Below are 21,025 nucleotides of genomic sequence, written 5' to 3' on the forward strand. Positions count from 1 at the left end.
TACGCGCTTTAGAAATTTTTAATGATATGCTTCTGAATTGCTGCGACCCTTGAAGTGTCGCGATTGGAGATCGCTCTGACAGCAAAAAGGCGGTAGTGCCAAGCCTGCATGCTTCGTTAGTCAGATCCTCATTGATTAAAAAACTTTTCAAGTGTTTGTAATTTCGGAGGTTTTGTGAACACAGATACAATTATCAATACCACAGACGAAACAGCGACCAGAATCGCAGCAGGCATAATCCCGATACCACCGACACTATACCCGGGTGTCTGCCAGTTTTGGAGAAAGAAATAGAGCCATAACAGAATTACACTCAGGATTGCGGCGAACACACCGTGCTTTGTGCTACGCTGCCAGAACAACGCCGCAACGACAATCGGAAAGAGACCCGCAAACCCGGTGAACGACCAAACAGCAAGCCTAAAAATACTCGGTGTCGCGATGAGCGAGATGAGATAGGTAACAAAAAGCACGCCGCTCACAAATAACCGTCCTACCCACACCCGTTGCCGCTCCGAAAACGCCTCTCGGCGGTAATGTCCGACAATATCGTGCGTGAACATACTCCCGATAGCGAGCGATTGCGAATCCAACGACGACATAATCGCCGCGAAGACCCCTGCGCCCAAAAACCCAGCTAAAACCCCGGGGGCGTGTATATGGATCATCTGAATTAGCACATTGTTCGCTTGGGCGCCTTGCAAACCTGGGACATCTACGTTTCCGAGTATTCCGAGCAATACACTCGGAATCCATACAACCGCAATACACAACGGATACAAAATGATCGCATACCGGAATGTCCCGACATCCTTCGCCGTTAGGAAATGTGAAAAGATATGTGGAAACATGCCGACACAGAGTGGAACACAGAGATAGGTCAAAAGTTCCAACGGCTTGATATGCTCCGCCTGCATCAATAAACCCGTGTCCACCTTAGCGATAGCATTTGAAAACCCGCCCATCCGATGCGTGATGACGAAAAAGGTGATGCCTCCGAGGACCATGAAAACGAGCGTTTGGAACGTGTTCACCCACGCAGTGCCTCGCATACCGCTGTAAGTAACATAACACAACACGACTGCACATATGAGTAAGCCACCGAGCCATTGTGGAATTTGACCCTCTGTGAGTGTCGCTAAGGTTCCGCCACCGCCCATCACACCGATCAACAGATACGGGATGAGCAGCAACACAAACACGATGAAGAGGAGCAGCCCTAAACCATCGGATTCCCACCGATCGCGGAAGTATTGGACCTGTGTTACATAGCCAAACCGCTTTCCAAGTCGCCACAGACGCGTCCCAATAAAGAGGAACACACACGGCACAACTATCGCCGAGGAAGAAGCCATCAGTGCAAAAACACCGATACCCCTATGGTAGGCTTCACCCGACGCACCGAGGATTGAGAACGCCGTCATGTTCGTGCCAAACAGCGTCATCAACAGGATAAACCAATTAATCGTCCGACTCGCAACAAAATAATCTTCTCCGGTATTTCGGAAAAGTTTATGGCTCAACGCACCGAGAACCAAGACCATCACGAGGTATATAGAAATGACTGCCAGGCTCATCGTTCACCCCAATCCCCTCGCGCTTTAACGAAAGCCGCCATCAGCAACGTTGCGACAACGCAGTATCCTATATGATAGAGCAACCCCACCGGCACCCCTAAAACAAGCTGCGGGGTTCCCCAAAACCAAAAATCGTTGTGAAGTAGGAATAAAAGCACGAGTAAACAGTATAATAACCATCTAATCGGACGTTTCATAAGTTGCCCCCTTTGTTCGCCAATTATAGTAGAAAACGGCAATACTTGCGAGGATTACTATCCCATGAATCCATATAAATTGTAGACCCGTCGGGGCGAAAAAGAGAATGAATGCCGCAACAAACAGAATACATCGCGCCCAAAGCGATAATTTGTTAAAGATATACCCCGCGATAGCAGTTGCCAAGATAACCGTCCCGATGAGCGTCAGTGAAAAATTCAGGAAAACTGTCCATAACCCCGGTGTCCCACCACTCTCACTGAGCCAGAGCAGTGCAGGTCTCAAAACAAAGGCGTAAGGCAGCGCAAAACCGACGAGCGCGAACCTGAACGCCGCGAATCCCGTCGCCATGATCCCTGAACCCGCGATGGCAGACGCAGCATACGCCGCCAATGCGACAGGTGGGGTCACCATCGACATCATCCCGAAATAGAAAATAAAAAAGTGCGCCGCAAGCGGAACGACTCCCAAGTCGAGTAGCACGGGCCCTACTAAGATCGCCATGAGCAGATAACAGACCGATGAAGGCAACCCCATCCCCAGAATAATCGTTGAAATCATGAGGAAGAACAGTGCCAACATCAGGTTCGTAGCCGCAAGCGGTAAGATCGCCGACGGCAACTTGCCACCGATGCCCGTCAGTGTCACCACGCCTAAGATGATACCGACACACGCGGCAGCCGCAATTAATGACACACCGCTCTGTGCTGCCCGTTCACAAGGCGATATTAAGAAGTTTATCCCTTTCCGTAAATCCGAAATACCAACGCCAACTTGTAGGGGCGCGGTCTCCTCACCCTCTGTAGAATGCCGTCCAAGGATTCGGCGGATTAAGAAGTCCAACAGGCTTATCGCGACGACTACCAACAGACTCCAACTCACCGCTCGGAACGCCGTAGCACCCATCAGCAGCACGCCAATAAGTGTAACAAACGCCGCGAGAAAGATCCCCCCTTGTAGCGTCAGCAGTTTTCCGTGCTTCTCATCTTTCACTTCTTCAGAACTGTGAAGGGGAATCTCCGGCGCATGCCTCCGACTTCTCGCAGCACTTTCGACAGCAAGTTTTCGGCTTGCAAGCTGCGCTGAAAAATGCACCATACATAGCATTCCGGTGTAGTATAGAACTGCTGGAAGCAGTGCCGCCTTGATAATCTCCAGATACGTGACAGCAGGCTCTACGATCTCCAGCATCATATACGCCGCTGCGCCCATAATCGGCGGAACCAACGCCCCACCAGAGCTCGCCGCGGCTTCAATTCCGCCTGCTATCGCTGGTTGAAACCCGGCGCGTCGCATCAAGGGAATCGTGAACGTTCCAGTTGTTGCCGTATTCGCTACAGCCGAACCCGACAGTGATCCCATCATGCCGCTACTCAGAACAGCGACCTTCGCAGGTGCTCCTGCGCTCGAACCGAACACGCGCCTCGCCAAATCCAAGACATAATTCGTCGCGCCTGTCCGCTCCAACAACGTCCCGAACAACACAAACAGAAAGACATACGTGAACATTACCCGCAGTGCGATGCCAAATGCCCCTTGACTGTGCAAAAACGTCTGACTCACGATGCGTTGAACGGAATAGCCGCGATGCGGGAACAGCCAATCCGGCATAAACTGTCCAAAGCCGGCATAGAGCAGAAATGCAAGAGAGAGCAGTGAGAGTGTTACCCCAATAGAACGGCGGGTCGCCTCCAAGATTAAGAGAAGTCCGAGCCCGCCGATGATGTAATCCAGTGATACCTCTGCCCCCGCCCGGTCCCCGAGGGACTTTCCATCCAACCAGAACGCCTGAAAAACCGGTTCCGTCTGAACAAAAACGTAGCCGAAACAGAGAATCACACTGCCTATGAGCAACGCATCCAAAAATTGGAAAGCACGGTTGCGCGCAAAACGGGGATGCATAGGGTATCTCAGAAATACCACTATTAAGCCCAGCATCGCGAAGAGTGCTAACTCCGATTGCGGTGTCAGTTGCGGATAGTTGACCTCGGCTAAGATAAAGAGGCACAGCAGCACCGAAACTGAAAGAAAGATGTAATTTTTCAATGCATTGAGCGAATTTGTTATCCGATAGGTGATCGATGAACTCCCACACAACTGTCTTAATTTTAGCAGGAACCGAAAGGAAAATCAAGAAAAAGGAAGGATTCATGCTGAGTTATTATGATAAGTACCGGTGTCCCCTTCAGTTTACCGTGTCTTTCGCGCTGTCCCCTTAAAAACGGCATAGAGATACCAGAATGCGGGGACCCACAGGACACCGCCCACACCCAATACAATCAGCAAGGGACGCAGCACTGCATCCGGGGCAGCAGTATTTGAAAAGGTTAAGTCCGGCGTGACGAGATACGGATACTGTGCCAATCCCCAACCGAAGACGATCAGCGTAATTGGCGAGGTTAGGAAACCTCGCCAGCAAAGCACGAGTAGGCATAGTGCGGTTCGGTGAAAGCCCCTACTGTATTTAAGCATGCCACGATTCGAGCCCAAGCAGCTTTTCCCCTAACGAGGTCAACTCGGCTGTCTTACCCTGGTAATGCTCTTTCTCTTTTGTCTCTCTTCCGAGGCCCGTTAGGCGTTCACGCCACCCTTCAATTCGGGACTCAGCATTGCCATTTTCTGGTGCTGGCGACATCGTGATGTATTGCGCCATTCGGGGACGCTCAGCGGAATTTGGGCTACTGCCGTGGGGCAATGCGCTATGCCAGATGACCAGGTCTCCGGCTTTCCCTGCGACCGGCACCGCCTCCGCTTGATAGTCTCGCACGACTTCTCGCGGATTCGCGTCATCAGGTAAGTCGCTCAACCAGTTTTCCAATTTCCGATGGAAACCCGGAATACAGGTGAAAGCGCCCTGATTCCCAGGAGTATCCGCTAGATACAAAACACCTTGCACCTTTAAGCGCACCGGCATATCGTCCAATGACATATCCCAATGCAAAAACGGACCCGTGAACGCATAATTTGGGCGTTCAGGTGGGTTCATACTCGCCCGATCAAAACTCACCCAGAGTTTCTCTGTTTCCCAAATCTCAGAGAACGCCTGATGCACGCGCGGATACTGACGGTTATCCCATAACGCTTGGTGTTGATAAATTTCCACCATAATGCTCCGACGCGGTGGATCGGGATACCAACTGTCGGGATCCTCGCGGTCCATTTCAAGAAAATCCCAGACCGCCTGTTCCGCCGCGCGGCAATTCTCAAATGGCACCGCCTCTGGCACAACAACGTAACCATTCTCTTCCCAAAATTCTAAGGCTTCTGCGTCAAAAACTGACATGATGCTCTCCTTATCAATTAATTTATCTCAAACGATTCTGCGAACAGAAAAAGGTCTTAACGACTTGAAGACGAATATAGTTTAAGAATAGCACAAAAGATTGCGAAAATCAACTCTTCAATTGATACACGCCCACTTTCCAGTTAGCACTACAAACGTAGGCAGCACATCTTGTATTTACGATTGAGGTGCCCAGGTCTGAAAAATTTTCTTGAAATCAATTGCGCCTTGTGCTAAAGTATGGATACTCTGACGCACAAAATTTAGCGAACACGGAGACGAAGGAGAAAGGTCATAATGCTTAAAGCAGGATTTATCGGGGCAGGGGGACGCAGTCAAGGCGCGCATTATCCAAATGTGAATCGATTGGAAGATGATGTCGAGATGCTTGGAGCCTGTGAACTCGACGAAGAAAAACTCGCGCAAGTTGCCCAGAAATACGAGTTTCCGCACACCTTCACAGACCACCGGAAGATGCTGGACACCTTAGACTTAGATGTCGTTTATTGTGTGATGAACGAGAAGTGGATTTTACAACCCGCTCTGGATTGCCTCAACGCCGGCAAGCATCTGTTCATCGAAAAACCACCGGGAGCGAATAGCGATGAAACGCAACAACTCCTTGAGGCAGCAGTCGCCAACGATGTCTATTGCATGGTCGGGTTTCAGCGGAGATATGCCGCCGTCACCCGCGAAGCGATGCGCCGCGTCGCAGAAAAGGGACCCGTTACGCTAGCCGTCACCACCTTTAACAAGCAAATGCTCGGGGGAAACCGAGAATTTACGACAACGCTTTGGAACGATGTCTGCCACGTGGTCGATCTCCTCCGCTATATGGCAGGTGGTGAACCTGTGGAAGTTACGGCGCATCGCGACACATTCGATGCCGAACAACGCAATTTCTACACCGCCTTCGTCCGGTTCGATAACAACGTTACAGGTGTGCTTTTTGGAAGTCGTGCATCCGGGGGACGCGTGCTGCGCTCCGAATTGCACGGTGTCGGCATCGGCTGTTACATGAAAATCCCAGAAGAAATCGAAATTTATGAGGACAACAACAGAAGTGTTATGGGAGGTTGGGAAGTTGACGGGGTGGACCAGCGCGATACACCGAACTATGAGGGTGTGCTGACGATGCATCGCCATTTCGTCGAGTCCGTCCGCAACCGGCAAGTCCCGCTCACAGACCTCCGTGATGTTATAAATTCTATTCGTTTTGTTGACCAGATAGAGGGTCCGCTACCGGATTAACCGATTCGTGTCCTTGGAGAAACATCACACAGTGGAGATTTAACCTATGCTTGACGAACGCCATCTACAACATCAGATTACTAACGAGCAACTTCGTGAACTGAATGAAAACGGGTATTTTACGGTTGAAGACGCGCTCCCGCCAGATCTCGTCGAACGGCTTGAGACAAAGGTAGACGACATTTACCAGACCCATCTTGACGCTGGTTACGATCCATACAGCAAGAGCCCACTCACTACGCATAACAATTTCTTCTATCCGAATTTTCTCGGCACAGACCAGGCTTTCGTGAATATTTTGGATTGGTATAAAACGTTCCCGAAGGTCTGGGGAATTTTGGGATGGAATATTTACTCCTATCACAGCCATTTCATCATCACACCGCCGCGCCCGGATGAGGTTCGCGGTGAACCCGGCCCACTCGGCTGGCATCAGGACAGTGGACGCGTCAACTTTGAGATCGAAAGTTCACCGCGCCCCCGTCTTTCCATAAAAGTCGTTTATTGGTTATCCGACTGCTCCGAAGTCGGGCGCGGCAATTTCTACGTCATACCCGGAAGCCATCTCTGGGATAAACTCGATCGCCCCGAAAACGGTTCGATGCCAGACAGGGCAACACCCGTCTGCTGCAAGCCCGGGGATGCCGTCTTTTTCGATCGGCGGATATGGCATGCCCGCAGCGAAAACGACTCAGACATCACCCGAAAGGGACTTTTTTACGGATACGGCTACCGATGGTTACGGAGTAAGGACGATATGACCATACCTGCAGAGATGTTTGAGCGGAACGATCCGATTCGACAGCAGTTACTTGGGGGTGGCACCAACGCAAATGGGCATTTTACCCCCAAAGATGTAGACGTGCCTCTGAAGGTATGGCTTGAAGAAAAAGGCATCATTTCCAACTGAAATCACGCCGTCACCGAAGCCCAAATCAGGGGCATGCTAAACGCAAATTTACTTGACAGCCATAGCAAAATAGCGTATAATTTGATTAACTAACATATCTACCGGAGGCATAACGCGATGTTTCAAACGCGGTTGAATGCAAGCGTCTGGGCTGTTATCCTCATAACAGCGATTTTGATTCCAGCAGCTTCAGGGGAGGAAGCAGTGACAACGCCAAACACACTAAAAGTAGGCATGGTTGCCCCCGATTTCACATTGAAAGATGAAGAAGGCGTTGAGCGGAGTCTCAGCGACTATTTAGGGAAGAAGAATATCGTTCTCGCTTTCTATCCAAAAGATTTTACAGGCGGATGAACGACTGAACTTTGCTCGCTCCGGGATAATTTGAGCGAGATAGAAGCGACCGGAAGTGTCCTTTTCGGGGTCAGTGTTGATTCCGTCAAGTCGCACAAGCGGTTTCGGGCAGAACAGAAATTCGGATTTTCACTCTTAGCGGATACCGAATTTGAGGTGAGCCACCAGTATAGTGGTATCATTGAAAGTTTCAACGCCTCAAAACGGGTAACTTTCATCATTGATAAAGCCGGATACATCCGTGCCATTGATACGGATGTCAATGTCAAAACGCACGGTGAAGATGTCGCAGTCCTGCTTAAGGAAGTCTTACCGAAGATAGAGGTTGGGCAACCCGCCCCAGATTTTATTGCAGCCGATGGGACCGGTAAAACGCACCAACTCAGTGAATTGCATCAGAAAAAGAATGTCGTGTTAGCCTTCTATCCACGCGATTTTGGGCGTGGCTGAACGGCTCAAGTTTGCTCACTCCGTGATGAGTCGAGTCGTTTTGAGAAATATGATGCACAGATTCTTGGGATTACGTCGAATGATGCGGCTTCGCACCAAAAATTTTCGGAAGAAAATCAGCTGAATTTCCCGCTCTTGGTAGACACTGGACGGAACCTCGCACTCCTCTTTGGTGCGACGAATGCCCCAGATGGAAAGATTCAACGGTTCGCTGTTATCATTGACAAAACAGGGAAGATTCTTGAAATTGATAAAGAGGTCAACGCAAGCACACACGGTGCGGACTTAGTTGATTTCTTCAAAACTCTCGATTAAAAAATCAAAGGACCCTGAAAATCCTAGGGTCCGTATAGAATTAACCAGAAACCTGCCCGAAACATTGTCCTGCAAGCCTTTATAGGCTTGCACAAGGAGGGCAGCTCAGATTCAATCGTTTTAAAAATTGATGGAGCATAGCGATTTATCGACAATGCCGGCGCGCATCGCGTGGGGCACTTCTGTTCTCTTCAGTCCATTTTTGGTTCCAATCGCAACCGCTGTGGGTGTTATTCAAAAACACGCGGATCCCCAAAACGCACTCCGCTGGTTGGTAATTGTTGTCCTATTTGTTACCGTGCTACCGGTATTATCAATCGCGGTGATGGCTCGGTATGCTAAAGTCAGCGATCTGCACTTGCATAACCGGGAAGAACGACTTCTGCCTTTATGCTGTACACTTATCAGTATGGTTGTCGGGACTGTTCTACTGCATCAGCTGGGTGCGGCCCGGGAAATCGTCTGGGCAGGCATTGCTTACATTGTAAATAGTCTTATTTTTTCCGCAATTACCCCGATGTGGAAAATTAGTTTTCACAGCAGTGTCGCCACCGGATGTGTGACGGTTCTCGTCATGCTCGTGAACCCACAATTCGGCTGGCTATTTCTGCTGACACCGCTGATTGCTTGGGCGCGGGTTTACCGAAAACGACACACACTTCTCCAAACCGTCGTCGGCGCAGTGCTCGCTGTTGGCAACACGGTATTCATTTTATATATGGCGAACCTTGGGGGTCAAAGTTAGCAGACAAGAACCTTGATCTTTACTGCTGAAGGGACTGGGAAGGCGTGCCTACGCTATCCTCGATAAACCCAGCAAATGTGAGTCCATGCGCCAGTGTCCCGTCATCGTGGATATTTCAGGGGTGGTAGGTTATCCCAATCACACTCAAGGCAGAAAACGCCTTCTCTGCCGAGTTGGCGCACACGTCCTCCACACTCTGGACACTTTATAGGGCGAAGGGAGTTCGTCTCTTCGGTACTCGGTGGGAACATGAGCAATTGCTCTATCGGCACAGCCTGCCCCTGTTCTCCCACGAGTTCCAATTGGACATTCTCAATTATCTCGCGGGTCTCCAGTTTGAACGGGGGTGGTGAATTTCGAGTGAGATTGATAAAATCGCTACGATAGACCCGAATTGTGTCGTCTTCCCGCACCTGTCGTATAAAAAGCGTATATTTATCCGGTGCCACCAGATACGCAGCGGTATCCAAAATGTATCTGCGCGGTTTGATTGCTATCTCATAGCCTCCATAGTGCAGGACAGAAGGACTTGTATCGGGTTGCATCTGGCAGATTTCAAAGAGTTCGTGAGAAGAGGACGCAGAAAGGATTAAGGCATATTGCCGACACGGATGTTGAGAGAGGCGTTCAAACGGCAGAAAAGCCGCCGGTTCCGCACTCTCCTGGAGGAACCCAGTAAATTCGGCATAAGCGTTCTCAGTGGCTTCGTCCAAGATTAACTGGCTTAACCGCCGAGGTTGCGCCGTCCGCTCCCTATCGGCACGGTCAATTTCCCGCGAGTAAAGCTCCATTTGCACATCAACATCAATGGGCTGGTTTTCATCATTGATATGCTGCAAACGCTCTATCGGTCGGTCCGCGATTTTTAAAATAAAAGGTAACATGGCAACCTATACAGACTCCTAAAACGAAGGATGCAATAAGTTTAGCACAGATTTCGAGTTTTGTCCAATTTTTTAATGATGCGCCAGGGGTTAAATCACCTGAAAGGGAACCGTAACGCCACACACGGCGCAGATTTTAGTTTCATCTTTTTCCACCTTATGCTATATTAATTAAATAAATCAGAAAGGATACACACCATGTCAGGACACTCTAAATGGTCAACAATCAAACATAAAAAAGCAGCAAACGATTCCAGACGCGGCAAACTCTTCTCAAAGTTGGTGAAAGAGATTACCGCAGCAGCGCGCGTCGGTGGTCGGGATATAGACATGAACCCACGACTCCGCACCGCAATTGCAGCGGCAAAATCAAGCAACGTCCCGAATGATAACATTGAGAAAGCCGTCCTTCGAGGCACGGGTGAGCTTGAGGGTGAAACCTACGAAGAAATTCTTTATGAGGGCTACGGACCCGGGGGTGTCGCCCTCATGATAGAAGTGCTGACCGACAACCGTAACCGAGCGGTTGCAGACATTCGACACGCTTTCAGCAAACACGAAGGCAGCATCGGAGAGCGCGGATGTGTCGCATGGGGCTTTGATAAATGCGGGTTGATCGTTGTTACGCCTGATAGTATTGATGAAGAAGAACTGTTCCTCATCGCAGTTGAAGCCGGGGCTGAAGATGTAACCGCCTCCGAAACAGGTATGGAAATTATCACACCCTTTGAGACGTTCGATAGCGTCTTAACGGCAGTTCAAGAAACATCCGCTGAAATTCAACTCGCTGAAATTAGCATGATTCCGCAAAACACCGTGAAACTTGAAGGGAAAGAGGCGGAACGGATGCTACGCCTCATGGACGCTCTCGATGAACTCGATGATGTCCAGAAAGTTTACGCCAATTTCGATATTCCCGATAACCTTTTAGAAGCCGCAGCTTAATTAGCACCTCTAAATCGTAGCCTGCAACAACGGAGCAGGCGGATATACGGGAAAGCACATGAAGGTCCCAACCCACCTCACCGAACCGCAAGGAAAAATAAAAAATCGAACCGCAAGGAAAAATAAAAAAATTCTTGGCATTGATCCGGGTATTGCGAACACTGGATACGGCGTGGTTGAAGCGCACGCGAACCGTCTCGTTTCGCGGGGTTTCGGAAATATCAGAACCAGCCCAAAAACAGCGTCGGAGTTGCGGTTGAAACAAATCTACGATACCGTAACCCATCTGATTAGCAAATTCGCTATCGAGAGTGTCGTGCTCGAGGATATTTTTTTCAGTAAAAATATAAGCAGTGCGTTCGCCGTAGGTGAAGTTAAAGGGATCGTGAAACTCGCAGCCGCGAATGCGGACTGCCCCGTTACTGTATACACACCTACCCAAGTTAAACAGGCAGTTGTAGGTTACGGAAAAGCCACAAAATCCCAGATGGAGAAGATGACACAAGCCCTGCTTAAACTCAAGGAACCGCCGCGTCCTGATCATGCAGCAGATGCACTCGCACTCGCACTCTGCCATGCCCGTTCCTATAAAGTCCTTCAACGCAGTGAAAAATATATGTAGTTTTCAGTTTTCAGTTTTCAGTTAAGAGGTTTTCGTCTCATAAAAGTGCCTCTTAAGATAGCATCAAAACCTGCAGCCTGCAAAAACACGCAGGCGGATTTGAGAAACGCACGCCAAAGTTCAAACGCATGTTATTCCTCCGCAAGGTAAAATTAAAACATGATTTCTTATATCAAAGGGGTTCTCGCAGATAAGGAAACAACACAGGTGATTGTAGATGTAAACGGCATTGGATATATGATCGACGTGTCACCGAGAACCGTAACGGATTTACCCGCCATAGGCGATACCGTTACCCTTTATACATACTATCATCAAAACCGCGACAACAAAATTACGCTCTACGGGTTCACCTCAAAGGACGGACGCAAGGTTTTTGAATTGGCGCTGACGGTCTCGGGTGTAGGACCTGCCCTCGCACAAAACATCGTCGCGCGGCTGTCCCCCTCACAATTCCAACGTGCTGTCCATCGCGGAGATGCAACGACCCTCATGCGGGTTCCACGTTTAGGCAAAGACCTCGCCCAAGTCATCATCACCAAACTTAAAAAGAACATTATGAAATTGAAACTCGAAGGCGATGTCGATCTCGGAAAACCCGTTGGCGCTCCGGTCGCAGAGGCAATCCAAATCCTCGTCAATACCCTTGGGGCATCGGAACTTGAAGCAGAGCAAGCCGTCGATAAGGCACAACAAATTCTCGGTGAGTCTGCGCAACGAGAAAACCTCATCGCGCAAGCACTCCGATATATCCGAAATTAAACCAGGATTATTGTGATTTGTGTGATTTACCATGATACAGTGAATCATAAAAATCATAGTTCAGACTTTTTCTGATAACTATCCCTATTAGGACCCAAAAATGGATAATCACGAAATACCAGATTTCGACCGGATGCAAGAGTTGGCGGAAGAAGACGACGACTTCGGATATAGCCTCCGCCCGGAAACGCTCAGCGAATTTATCGGACAGGAAAAAGTGAAAGAGCAGCTCCGTATCCATATTGAAGCCGCCAAAAAGCGCGGGGACGCACTTGAGCACGTGTTGCTTGTGGGTCCACCGGGGCTCGGGAAGACCACGCTTGCACGGATCATCGCCAATGAAATCCAGAGCACCTATAAACAGGCGATCGGTCCCGTCATGGAGAAACTTGATCTCGCCTCAATTTTGATGAACCTTGAGCACGGGGATATTCTGTTCATTGATGAAATCCACCGGATGAAAGGATACGTTCAGGAATTGCTCTACCCTTCAATGGAGGATTATCAACTGGACTTAGCCATCGGTCAGGGACCCGCATCGGATGTCGTACAAATGCCTCTTAAGCACTTCACACTCGTTGGTGCGACAACCCGTGAAGGCTTGCTTTCTGGTCCTTTTCGCGACAGGTTCGGCATCCGTATCCATCTCGATTACTACGAAGCAAAAGACATCCAGCAGGCGATTCGCATTAACAGCGCAAAACTTAACATTAATATCGACGAAGATGCAGAATACACATTAGCGTGCCGTTCGCGTGGCACGATGCGTATCGCAAACAAACTGCTCGCTAACGTTAGGGACTACGCCCAAGTTGAAGCAGACGGCTCTCTCTCACTTGAGGTTGTGGAAGAGGCACTCAAATTCTTTGACATTGATGAACGCGGATTAAACAGACAAGACTATGCCTATTTTCAAACGCTCATTGAAAAATTCAACGGACGTGCGGGGCTGAAGGCACTCGCTGTCGCCTTGAGTGAGGACGAACGCACCATCTCAGAGGTTTACGAACCTTACTACATCAAAGAGGGATTTTTGATGCTAACACCGGGCGGACGTATCGCAACCGATGCTGCCCATGCGTATTTTAATTATCCCGTAGCGTCTCAACCATCGTTGTTTTATTAGTTGCAGATCATCCATCTATTTTATTGGCGAGGTTTTTAATTTATGGATGCCCGGGCTGCTCACCACTTCCTTACGAGCGGGTCTTTGGTGAACTACACGTTCCGTTTTAGAGAAGGATATAGATTCACCCAAAACCACCGCGTAATGAAATTATGCCTTAAATGGCATAATTTGTCTTTGCTTTACATTTGGAGCGGTGCCCAGGAGACCATAGTTAAAAAAATGAAACTCACAGATTTCGACTACCATCTACCGCCTGATCGGATCGCGCAAAGTCCACTTCAACAGCGCGATGGGTCACGACTCTTGGTAGTTGACCGTGAAGCTTGTGCTTTTCACCATACGCGGTTTTCAGAGATTGGGGAATACTTACCCAACGATGCGTTGTTAGTCCTAAACGACACGAAGGTCATTCCGGCACGGTTAATCGGTAGAAAAAGCGGAACTGGCGGAAAGATAGAATTCCTTCTCATCCGCGAAAAAGAGCCGGACATTTATGAGGTACTCGCCAAGCCGCGGCGGAGCCTCCGAATCGGTACACAGGTTGTCTTCGGCAACAGGCCCCTAACGGCAGAGGTTCTCGCGAAACCGGATGACGGACACTGTATCGTCCGTTTCAGCTATGACGGTGAATTTTCAGCCATCCTTGCGGCTATCGGTATGATGCCTTTGCCGCCTTACATTCAGCGTCCACCGAACGCTGAAGATAAGGTGCGGTATCAGTCAGTCTACGCCGCCACTGAAGGCGCGATTGCAGCACCTACGGCAGGTCTGCACTTTACACAAGAATTGTTGGAGGAATTAAAAAATAACGGGATAGAAATAGCGATGCTAACGCTGCATGTTGGACCTGGAACCTTCCAACCCGTGAAAGTGGAAAATATTCAGACCCATAAGATGCATGCCGAATACATCCACCTCGCCGAAACAGAAGCAAACTGGATTCGCACAGCGCGGGAGGCGGGACGGAAAATCGTTGCCATCGGGACCACAGTCGTGCGCTCCTTAGAAACTGCAAGCATGACAGGCACCGTTCATCCGTATAGGGGTTACAGTGAACTTTTTATCTATCCCGGGCATCGATTCAATGCAGTAGATGCGTTGGTCACCAACTTCCATCTACCCAAATCCACTTTACTTATGCTCGTGAGTGCCTTTGCTGGGAAGGACTTGATCCAGCAGGCTTACCAAGAGGCACTCCAACATAAATACCGTTTTTACAGTTATGGCGATGCCATGCTAATTCTTTGATTTTTTAACAGTAGTAGGGGCTGCGGGATTTAGTCTACGGATAGACTGGATTTCGTCTGGGAATAGACTAAATCCGTAGCCCAAGTCGCGTGTGGACTTGCGGGACAATGTATTACATTGCCATGCCTTGTATTACATTCCCAGCCCCTACAAGCAAATTACGTCAAAACAGAAGGAGAGATTTCATGGATCAAATAACAGGTTTGCTTGTTCCGTTCATCGCGATGGGTGCTATTATGTATTTTTTGTTGTGGCGTCCGGAACAAGCCAAACGCAAAAAACATCAGAATATGCTGGAGAATCTGACCAAAGGCGATGAAATCGTAACGAATGGCGGATTGCACGGCAAAATTCTTGGACTTAGCAACGATAAGAACATTATTCTCATCAGCGTTGGAGAAATGAATAGCCAAGAGGTAAAGGTTCAAATTTCACGGAGTGCTGTCGCCTTTCTCAAAAAAGGTGGCGAACTCGTCGAAGGCGAATAGTGTTATCTTGTAGGCGCGGTTTGAAACCGCGCCTACAGAAATACGACTTTCACCCACAAGTTCAGAAAGGTAGTATTAATATGACAAATCGACAAATAATTTTCAAGGTCCTTGACGAAAATCAGAAAAATGGGTTATTGACAGGCAATTGCGAAGATATCTTGGCTGAAATCCCCGATGAGAGTATTGATTGTGTTATTACTTCACCTCCGTACTGGCAAATGAGAAAATATAGCACAAATGGGAAAAATCCTGATTCGATAATTGGCGAAGAAAAAACACCTGAAGAATATGTGCAAAGACTGGCTGGAATCTTCCGCCAGATAAAGAGGGCATTAAAACTGGATGGTTCAGTATGGTTAAATCTTGGGGATAAATACCATAACAAAAATCTGATGGGAATGCCTTGGCGAGTTGCGATCGCCATGCAGGACGATGGATGGATCCTTAGGAATGACGTTATATGGCATCAAATGAAAGGCACACAAAGTGTGAAGGATAGACTTAGAGACGTTCATGAACATCTCTTTCACTTTGTCAAAAGCAAAAAGTATTATTACGACGCTGATGCTATCAGGATTAAACCGAAAAAACTTCCAAAAATCAATGGTAAAGAAATCATCTCTGCTACAGGAGTCAGCGGAAAAAAATACCGTAGACAGATTCTTGAGTCTAAGGAATTAAATGAACAAGAGCGAGCAGCAGCGATTAAAACACTTGATCAGACATTAAAAAAAATAAAGGCAGGCGAGTTAGTTGATTTTAGAATGACGATCAGAGGCGCGCAACGGACTTATCATAGTGATAATTTAGAGGTCAGCGGACGCGCCAAAGAATTAAAAACAAAAGGCTTCTATATTATGACAAGCAAATCTAAAGGATATTTACCCTCTGATATTTGGAATATTGTCCCAGAGGATGAATGGAGAAAAGATGTCCATTATGCTGTATTTCCGACTGAGTTATTGGATCTTCCGATCAAAGCAACCAGTCGAATCGGCAGCATTATCCTTGACCCCTTTATGGGAACAGGAACCACGTTAGTGGCTGCCAATCAACTTAACAGACAGGGACTCGGAATTGAGTTAAGCGAAGAATATATAGAGATCGCCAGAAATCGGTTAAATCCCGCTCAATCGCGTTTGGACATTTAAGCGCTTGTTAATATTGTTCTCAAATTCACTGATGGTGGGAAATTCATCTTCATGAGCTCCACCTAATATTTTCCGAACACCCTCTATATTTGTGCTCATTCGCTTGTCAAATTCTAATCGCCACGCTTTTAAATTTTTATCCCATACCATCTGAAATGTACAAAAATGGATAGGATCATTGTCCCTCGCCTCATGTAAGTCCTGAGTATTAGTAGTAGACTGAATATAATTCAGTCCGACATCTTGAAGGACAAACATTATTTTCTTGCCCCAGCTTTCAATCACCATTCCCTTTTTATACACCTGCTGCATCATCGTTTTGGTAAACTCATTTGCCCAATTGATTCCATATTTATAGGTTTCCTTCTGAAAATGCCCGGTCTCTTTAAAGTCTATAACCGCCGGCCAAGGTGTTCCAGTTGTACCAGCCGCTTGAAATTCAACACATAGAAAATCCTCTATTTCCTCTCCTTTCATTTTGGCAGCAACAAAATCAATGCTCCCTGCTACCCCACAAGATACTTCAGATGTCCACTTTATCTGATACTTATCTGGCAAATCGCCAAAGTATAATTCCTGAATCTTATTGTAGACGATTGGCACTTCAAAACGATGGGGACATATAATAACAGGTGTTACCTTTTCGAGAAAGTTACCTTTGTAACCAACCGTACAAACTCCAATTTTAATTTCAGGTTGACTTTTTCGAGGCTTTTTACATTCATTATCTAAGAAGGGACATAACTGTTTGTCCCGTGTCTCTTGTGCAACTGAGTCTTTGATGATAAAAGGATAACCAAATATTTCCGTTGGATGCCGAGTAAATTGAGGTTCTTTCATGACATTTTCCGCCCTTAAGAAAGTCAATCATCAGAGATACATATAGTTTTTCAAGTTGTCTCTTCGGTTTGTGCCAAACTATGATCCTATCACCCTTTCCGATACAAATTTGGCTGTACCCATAACTGGTAACCAACGCCTTCGGAAGTCAATGATACAATATTATCCTGTTCTGGCACCACTAACACATCGTTGTGATACAATCGCACGCGTACCGTCTCTACGGTGCGCGTGACATCGAAAGTAGCAACGCCATCCATATCTCGGAACCTGTGCAGACAGATTGTCTCCTCACCCGTATGCATCATATACATGCCCCTTGCATTTACATCTGCCGATCCCGATAGGGTATTTTCCCATATTCTGAGGTGCGTCTCCCCTTCGTCGGCTGTCTCCCCTGCCTCTAAAATAATTGCAGCGGATTCGGCGTATGATGGGACTTTGCAAACTGCGATTTCTATTCCCGCTTCGCCTGCGAGAACCTCATAAGTGGTATGATGTGGAATATGTGCTATACACGCCTCACCGTGAAAAACGTCTGGACGCTCACCTAAAACCCCGTATGCTTTGTTCCCGTTATGTCCGACCAGCAAGGTGCACTGTCCACCTAACGCAATCAAGGCGACTTCCGTATCATCAGAATGGTCAAAAAAGGTAGCTTCAGGGGTGAGATTCAGAATTCCGAAATGGAGTTTGGTGATGCCTATTTCGCCGGGCGTTACAATTTCAGTGTAGCCCTCGGTAGGTTTTTTAATTTTACCTTGCGGTTCGGTCAGGTGTGTTGGGTAAATAACGTTCATTTCCGTATATCCAGGGGAAATGCCAAGCCAACCCCCCCACTTCGTTAAGGTAAATCAAAAAGGCGTTCAACGAGGCTCGCTAATGGAAGTCCAACGACATTAAAATAGCATCCCTCAATGCGTCGAACGAACGCCGCGCCCCGTCCTTGGATGCCATACGCCCCCGCTTTATCCGATGTTTCCCCGCTCGCGATATAGGTGGCTATCTCGGTCCTATGCAACTCCCGAAAGTAAACCTGTGTTGTTTCCGCCCAGACGCTCTCGCGTCCTGTCACCGCGTCCACTAAGGCTACACCTGTAACAACCTCATGGCGTGTGCCACTCAGGTGTGTCAACATCTCGAACGCCTCTGTATCGTCGGTCGGCTTACCGAGCAGTCTCCCCTCCAACGATACCAAAGTATCCGCACCGATAATTACGGCTTCATTAAAGTGCTGTGCAACATCTACTGCCTTCAGCAAGGCGAGTTTCTGTGTTACTTCGCTCGCAGGGGTATTCAAATGTACGTTGGGAGGGGGTTCCACAATATCACTGGGACGCACTTCAAACGTTATGCCAATCTGGGATAATAAAGCAGAACGACGAGGTGACGCAGATGCAAGAACCAATCGCGGGATTTTAAAAGTAGATTCGCGCGTTTGCATGCTACTTCAGGTAGTATAACCGTTTACCTTGTTCCGTGCGGATTTGCAATAAATCTACCTCGACCAGCTCTTGCAACGCGTTCCTAAGACCCCGCTTAGAAAACCGGATATTCTTAAGACGCTGGTCGGACTCTGGCACACGAAACCATCCCGGTTCTTCACCAGAACAATATTCCTTTTTCATAACCCCTAACACACTATACAAACGCAAAGTTTTCGGAGGTAACCCGACAAGGGGATTAATTTTGGCAAAGGATTGAAGTGATCCATTCCGCATTGCTTCAGTCCATAAAGAAACAGAATTACTCATGTTTTGAGTAACGTATCTATTTACGAACTGGTTACAAAAAAAAATTTTAATTATACCTTGCGGTTCGGTCAAGTAGTATGTTATCTTCTAAATTATAGTTGCATTTGACAAATTCAGGGCATCGTGATAAACTCTATCAAATTTCATAGAGGACCGTGCAATATTGCTTCCCGTAAACGAAAATCGTCTCTCAGGACGTGCCTTCCTGCTCGGCACTTGCTTCGTTATCGCTATATGTTGCATCGTCTCCTATGCTGAATTAGTAATTACCTACATCCAAATCGGGTTTCTGCAACTGCCACCCGCGGTTATCGGGCTTTTCTTCTTCCTGGTATTAGGGAACCGGTTGCTTGAAAGACTGAACAATCGATTTGGGTTGTCGCCGCGCGAATTGATGTGTATCTACTGCATGATGCTCGTGGCATCCATGATCTCATCGCGGGGTGTCATGGAAAAGCTCATTCCTGCCCTCATCGCCGTCAACTACTTCACCAATGAAACCAACAGCTGGGATACCCTCTTTTTCCCACATATCAAACCCTGGCTCATCCCTTTTTCACCTGAACAAAAAGGACAAGCCCCTATCGCTATCAGTTTCTATGAGGGCATACAGATAGGCGACAGCATTCCGTGGCGCGCATGGGTAGAGCCGTTATGCGTCTGGGGTGTGCTTGTCTTTTTAGTGTTCACGGCGTTTCTCTGCTTAGCAGCAATCCTCCGGAAACAGTGGATTGAAAACGAGAAACTCACATTTCCGTTGGTCTCATTACCGCTGGAGTTCGTCCACGAGGGACGCGGCTTTCTTCGGAACAGGCTGATGTGGTTAGGGTTCGCGGTGCCTACGCTCATCTTTACGCTGAACGGACTTCATGAAATCTGGCCCCAAATCCCGAACTTACCGCTAAGATACATACTCAACCAATACTTCACAGAACGCCCCTTCAATGCTATGGTGTACACTCCCATCTTTCTGTCCTTCGCGGCGGTAGGATTCTTTTATCTGCTCCCGACCCAACTCCTTTTCAGTCTATGGTTCTTTTTTTTACTCACGCGGTTCCAAGATGTTGTCGCTGCGATGTTTGGTTGGCGGGTAAGCACCATGCCCCTCTACCCAACCCGACTCTATATAGGTTACCAAGTCGCTGGTGCCTACATTGTACTTGTAATTTCGTTCATCTATATGGGGTTTCCACACTTTCGACAGGTGTTTCGGCGCGCCTTTACCGCAACCAAAACAGATGACACATCGGAACTTTTACCCTACCGCACGGCAGTTTGGGGACTCATTATCAGTTTGATCCTCGCGATAGGGTGGTGTTACACGGCAGGACTGAATTTAGGCTTCGCGGCGTTTGAGATATTGGTTTATATATGCATTGTTGCCGTGGTAATGGCACGTAGCACAGCGGAAGGTGGTCTGCTTATGACGGAAACATCGTTTCGTCCACTGGATCTTTATCAACTTATCTCAACCAAAGCTGCCCTGGGGGCGCAGAGTCTCACGGTGTTGTCATTCCTCGATGCAATCTTCACGCGCGATCAGCGCGGCCTCATCCTCACTGGTTTCTTAGACGGCTTAAAAATTAGGGATCGGGTTGGAATGTCCTATCGTTCGTTGGTAGGGGTATTCGTGTTGGGGAGTACACTCGCATTTCTGTGTGCAGCAGCCATCCATCTGTGGCTCCCGTATACGCACGGTGCCAATTACATGTATAGCTACACCTATCGCGGCAATCCGCTCTGGGCATTTCAAGACAACGTCGCAGCGATGGAAGGATTAGGGGCAGACCTCCGCACAACTGGCGGATTCTTTTTTGGCATTGGGGCGTTGGTGACAACAGGCTTAGTCCTCTTGAGGATGCTATATTGGTGGTGGCCCCTCCATCCGCTCGGATATGCCCTATCGGCTTCGTGGACCCTGATTGTGTTCTGGTTTCCCGTCTTTATCGCGTGGAGCATTAAAACGCCACTCCTCCGTTACAGCGGCATCCGGCAATATCAACGGCTCCGCCCCTTCTTTTTAGGCATGGTCTTCGGAGAATTTAGCATGGCGGTTCTCTGGACGCTCATCAGTTGGGGCGCGAATGTGCCTGCCCCGTTCTTTCCGTGGCCCTAA

23 protein-coding genes are annotated in these 21,025 nt (G+C 48.2%); 14 read left to right on the forward strand and 9 right to left on the reverse strand.

What is annotated here, in order from left to right; translation table 11 throughout:
- Positions 1-128: 128 nt before the first annotated feature.
- From F4X88_06755 to F4X88_06775, 5 genes are all read right to left on the reverse strand, one after another.
- Complete coding sequence (locus F4X88_06755; GenBank protein ID MYA55974.1) at positions 129-1,577, reverse strand: sodium:solute symporter family protein; 1,449 nt, start codon at positions 1,575-1,577, stop codon at positions 129-131.
- A complete protein-coding gene (locus F4X88_06760) occupies positions 1,574-1,774 on the reverse strand; it encodes a hypothetical protein (protein MYA55975.1) in 201 nt (66 codons plus the stop codon). Before F4X88_06760 ends, F4X88_06755 begins: the two co-directional genes overlap by 4 nt.
- Entirely contained in the window at positions 1,758-3,890 is a 2,133-nt protein-coding gene (locus F4X88_06765) for a TRAP transporter fused permease subunit (protein ID MYA55976.1), read from the reverse strand. The genes F4X88_06760 and F4X88_06765 overlap by 17 nt, the downstream gene beginning before the upstream one ends.
- Positions 3,891-3,965: 75 nt before the next feature.
- Positions 3,966-4,247, reverse strand: a complete 282-nt coding sequence (locus tag F4X88_06770) for a cytochrome d ubiquinol oxidase subunit II (GenBank protein MYA55977.1) — start codon at positions 4,245-4,247, stop codon at positions 3,966-3,968.
- On the reverse strand, positions 4,240-5,058 hold the full coding sequence (locus tag F4X88_06775) for a phytanoyl-CoA dioxygenase family protein (protein ID MYA55978.1): 819 nt from the start codon (positions 5,056-5,058) through the stop codon (positions 4,240-4,242). Before F4X88_06775 ends, F4X88_06770 begins: the two co-directional genes overlap by 8 nt.
- Before the next feature lie 297 nt (positions 5,059-5,355).
- Here F4X88_06775 and F4X88_06780 point away from each other — a divergent pair, with 297 nt between their 5' ends.
- From F4X88_06780 to F4X88_06805, 6 genes are all read left to right on the forward strand, one after another.
- Positions 5,356-6,309, forward strand: a complete 954-nt coding sequence (locus F4X88_06780) for a Gfo/Idh/MocA family oxidoreductase (GenBank protein ID MYA55979.1) — start codon at positions 5,356-5,358, stop codon at positions 6,307-6,309.
- Positions 6,310-6,355: 46 nt separating this feature from the next.
- Complete coding sequence (locus F4X88_06785) at positions 6,356-7,219, forward strand: hypothetical protein (GenBank protein MYA55980.1); 864 nt, start codon at positions 6,356-6,358, stop codon at positions 7,217-7,219.
- 117 nt (positions 7,220-7,336) lie between these two features.
- A complete protein-coding gene (locus F4X88_06790; GenBank protein MYA55981.1) occupies positions 7,337-7,573 on the forward strand; it encodes a redoxin domain-containing protein in 237 nt (78 codons plus the stop codon).
- A 30-nt stretch (positions 7,574-7,603) separates the two neighbouring features.
- Entirely contained in the window at positions 7,604-8,023 is a 420-nt protein-coding gene (locus tag F4X88_06795; protein MYA55982.1) for a redoxin domain-containing protein, read from the forward strand.
- 135 nt (positions 8,024-8,158) lie between these two features.
- Positions 8,159-8,338, forward strand: coding sequence for a hypothetical protein (locus F4X88_06800; protein ID MYA55983.1), 180 nt, complete (start codon positions 8,159-8,161; stop codon positions 8,336-8,338).
- Between the two features lie 154 nt (positions 8,339-8,492).
- Positions 8,493-9,083 carry a hypothetical protein gene (locus tag F4X88_06805; GenBank protein ID MYA55984.1) on the forward strand — a complete coding sequence of 197 codons (591 nt, stop codon included), beginning with the start codon at positions 8,493-8,495 and terminating at the stop codon, positions 9,081-9,083.
- A gap of 101 nt (positions 9,084-9,184) precedes the next feature.
- On the opposite strand, the gene F4X88_06810 is transcribed toward F4X88_06805, so the two are convergent.
- Positions 9,185-9,967, reverse strand: coding sequence for a hypothetical protein (locus F4X88_06810; GenBank protein MYA55985.1), 783 nt, complete (start codon positions 9,965-9,967; stop codon positions 9,185-9,187).
- Positions 9,968-10,165: 198 nt separating this feature from the next.
- On the opposite strand from F4X88_06810, the gene F4X88_06815 reads away from it, so the two are divergent.
- The 7 genes from F4X88_06815 (at position 10,166) to F4X88_06845 (ending at position 16,315) form a co-directional block, all read left to right on the forward strand.
- Positions 10,166-10,912: a YebC/PmpR family DNA-binding transcriptional regulator gene (locus tag F4X88_06815; protein ID MYA55986.1), complete on the forward strand. Its 747-nt coding sequence runs from the start codon at positions 10,166-10,168 to the stop codon at positions 10,910-10,912.
- 58 nt (positions 10,913-10,970) lie between these two features.
- Complete coding sequence (gene ruvC / locus F4X88_06820; protein ID MYA55987.1) at positions 10,971-11,534, forward strand: crossover junction endodeoxyribonuclease RuvC; 564 nt, start codon at positions 10,971-10,973, stop codon at positions 11,532-11,534.
- Between the two features lie 159 nt (positions 11,535-11,693).
- On the forward strand, positions 11,694-12,296 hold the full coding sequence (locus F4X88_06825; GenBank protein MYA55988.1) for a Holliday junction branch migration protein RuvA: 603 nt from the start codon (positions 11,694-11,696) through the stop codon (positions 12,294-12,296).
- 133 nt (positions 12,297-12,429) lie between these two features.
- The gene (ruvB, locus tag F4X88_06830; protein ID MYA55989.1) at positions 12,430-13,422 is read left to right on the forward strand and encodes a Holliday junction branch migration DNA helicase RuvB; all 993 of its coding nucleotides are present in this window, start codon (positions 12,430-12,432) and stop codon (positions 13,420-13,422) included.
- A gap of 222 nt (positions 13,423-13,644) precedes the next feature.
- On the forward strand, positions 13,645-14,673 hold the full coding sequence (gene queA / locus F4X88_06835; GenBank protein MYA55990.1) for a tRNA preQ1(34) S-adenosylmethionine ribosyltransferase-isomerase QueA: 1,029 nt from the start codon (positions 13,645-13,647) through the stop codon (positions 14,671-14,673).
- 185 nt (positions 14,674-14,858) lie between these two features.
- The gene (yajC, locus tag F4X88_06840) at positions 14,859-15,161 is read left to right on the forward strand and encodes a preprotein translocase subunit YajC (GenBank protein MYA55991.1); all 303 of its coding nucleotides are present in this window, start codon (positions 14,859-14,861) and stop codon (positions 15,159-15,161) included.
- Between the two features lie 80 nt (positions 15,162-15,241).
- The gene (locus tag F4X88_06845) at positions 15,242-16,315 is read left to right on the forward strand and encodes a site-specific DNA-methyltransferase (GenBank protein MYA55992.1); all 1,074 of its coding nucleotides are present in this window, start codon (positions 15,242-15,244) and stop codon (positions 16,313-16,315) included.
- Here the strand turns inward: F4X88_06845 and F4X88_06850 are convergent.
- The 3 genes from F4X88_06850 to F4X88_06860 form a co-directional block, all read right to left on the reverse strand.
- Positions 16,283-17,155: a hypothetical protein gene (locus F4X88_06850; GenBank protein MYA55993.1), complete on the reverse strand. Its 873-nt coding sequence runs from the start codon at positions 17,153-17,155 to the stop codon at positions 16,283-16,285. The two genes, F4X88_06845 and F4X88_06850, sit on opposite strands and share 33 nt — an antisense overlap.
- Positions 17,156-17,244: 89 nt before the next feature.
- The gene (locus F4X88_06855) at positions 17,245-17,955 is read right to left on the reverse strand and encodes a 5-deoxy-glucuronate isomerase (GenBank protein MYA55994.1); all 711 of its coding nucleotides are present in this window, start codon (positions 17,953-17,955) and stop codon (positions 17,245-17,247) included.
- A gap of 44 nt (positions 17,956-17,999) precedes the next feature.
- Complete coding sequence (locus F4X88_06860) at positions 18,000-18,572, reverse strand: septum formation inhibitor Maf (GenBank protein MYA55995.1); 573 nt, start codon at positions 18,570-18,572, stop codon at positions 18,000-18,002.
- Positions 18,573-19,072: 500 nt separating this feature from the next.
- Here F4X88_06860 and F4X88_06865 point away from each other — a divergent pair, with 500 nt between their 5' ends.
- A complete protein-coding gene (locus F4X88_06865) occupies positions 19,073-21,025 on the forward strand; it encodes a hypothetical protein (protein MYA55996.1) in 1,953 nt (650 codons plus the stop codon).

The organism is Candidatus Poribacteria bacterium (genome assembly GCA_009839745.1).
In the GTDB taxonomy this organism is placed as follows: domain Bacteria; phylum Poribacteria; class WGA-4E; order WGA-4E; family WGA-3G; genus WGA-3G.